2 protein-coding genes are annotated in these 583 nt (G+C 48.4%); both read right to left on the reverse strand.

Annotation, left to right across the window (positions count from 1 at the left end; all coding sequences use genetic code 11):
• On the reverse strand, positions 1-283 hold a 283-nt coding region (locus A3751_RS01650), incomplete at its 3' end, for a sugar transferase (RefSeq protein WP_197466094.1).
• Between the two features lie 13 nt (positions 284-296).
• The coding region (locus tag A3751_RS01655) for a WecB/TagA/CpsF family glycosyltransferase (protein WP_156492176.1) at positions 297-583 on the reverse strand (287 nt) is incomplete at its 5' end.

The raw sequence follows: 583 nt of genomic DNA on the forward strand, positions 1-583 counted from the left end.
TAAAAAGCTTCTTACATACACCATCTCGATCGCTTTTGATCGTGCTGACATCAACGTATTTCGGATCTGAGGCAACACGCATCGAGCGGAACTTATAGAATGCGAAACGCCGACCATGAAGCCCAACGCGTGTTTGGGTAAAAATGGGACTTCCGGGGCTTTCGAGCCGAATTAACAAGGCCGTAATTAAGAGCACAGGGCTGATTAAAATTAGGCCCACTAACGCGATCGCGCGTTGTAATAAAGGGCTCAAGCCAAGATGTTTACTCTGTATCGATTTCATTGCTTCTCTCCTTTTAAGAAACTTTTTTAAGCTGCCAGAAACAGCGCCAAAGAAATTTAGGGTTTCCAATCACATACCGATGGAATTTATTGCGCGGTTCCATCGCTAACCGCCAAACCCACTCAAGCCCGCGCTTGCGAAACCACATAGGCGCTCTCGCGATGCGGCCTGAATAAAAATCAAAGAGCCCTCCAACAGCCAACGCGGTATCAACACGCAGCAGATGACGGTATTGCTGAAGCCATTGCTCCTGAATTGGCGATCCGAAGGCAACAAGCAGAATGCGCGCACCGGAACGAT

This window comes from Oleiphilus sp. HI0080 (assembly GCF_001635135.1).